This window comes from Cobetia sp. 1AS1, assembly GCF_029846435.1.
GTDB classification, from domain to species: domain Bacteria; phylum Pseudomonadota; class Gammaproteobacteria; order Pseudomonadales; family Halomonadaceae; genus Cobetia; species Cobetia amphilecti.
The window spans coordinates 1-473 of record NZ_JARWKU010000029.1 but is presented as its reverse complement, the minus strand read 5'-3'; the positions used below and the strand labels follow the sequence as shown (position 1 = coordinate 473).

At 64.1% G+C, this 473-nt stretch carries 1 protein-coding gene; it reads right to left on the bottom strand.

Annotated elements, in window-relative coordinates; genetic code table 11:
* Positions 1–473 (bottom strand): Ig-like domain-containing protein (locus tag QD280_RS17785; RefSeq protein ID WP_279840150.1); only part of this gene is annotated, 473 nt, incomplete at both ends.

Sequence of the window (473 nt, the reverse complement as noted above, 5' to 3'; positions counted from 1 at the left end):
AGGGCACCGGTATTGGCTTCCACATCGTCGGTCGCGGAAGCGATGGTCGGCGTGTTCGGTGCGGTAACGTCAGCGTCTTCCGGCACCACCAGGGTGTCAGAGACTGCACTTTCATTGCCCGCGGCGTCAGTGACGGTGGCGGTCAGTTCAGCGCCGGCTTCCTGCTTCGGAGATAGCGTGATGCTGAAGGTGCCGTCATCGGCGACAGTACCGCTGCCCAGCAGATCGCCATCACCATTGGTGACTTCGACGGTCCCGCCGGCCTCGGCGCTACCATTGACGGTGCTGCCATTGGCGGTCTCGCCATCCGTCTCGCTCAGAACCGGCGCATCCGGTGCTGAAGTATCAACTGTCAGCGTGAACTCGCCAGACGGCGCGCTCACATTGCCGGCTTCGTCAGTCGCGGTGACGCTGAAGACGTGGTCGCCCTCGGTGAGCTCAGTGCTCGGGGTGTAGCGCCAGGCGCCATTGGC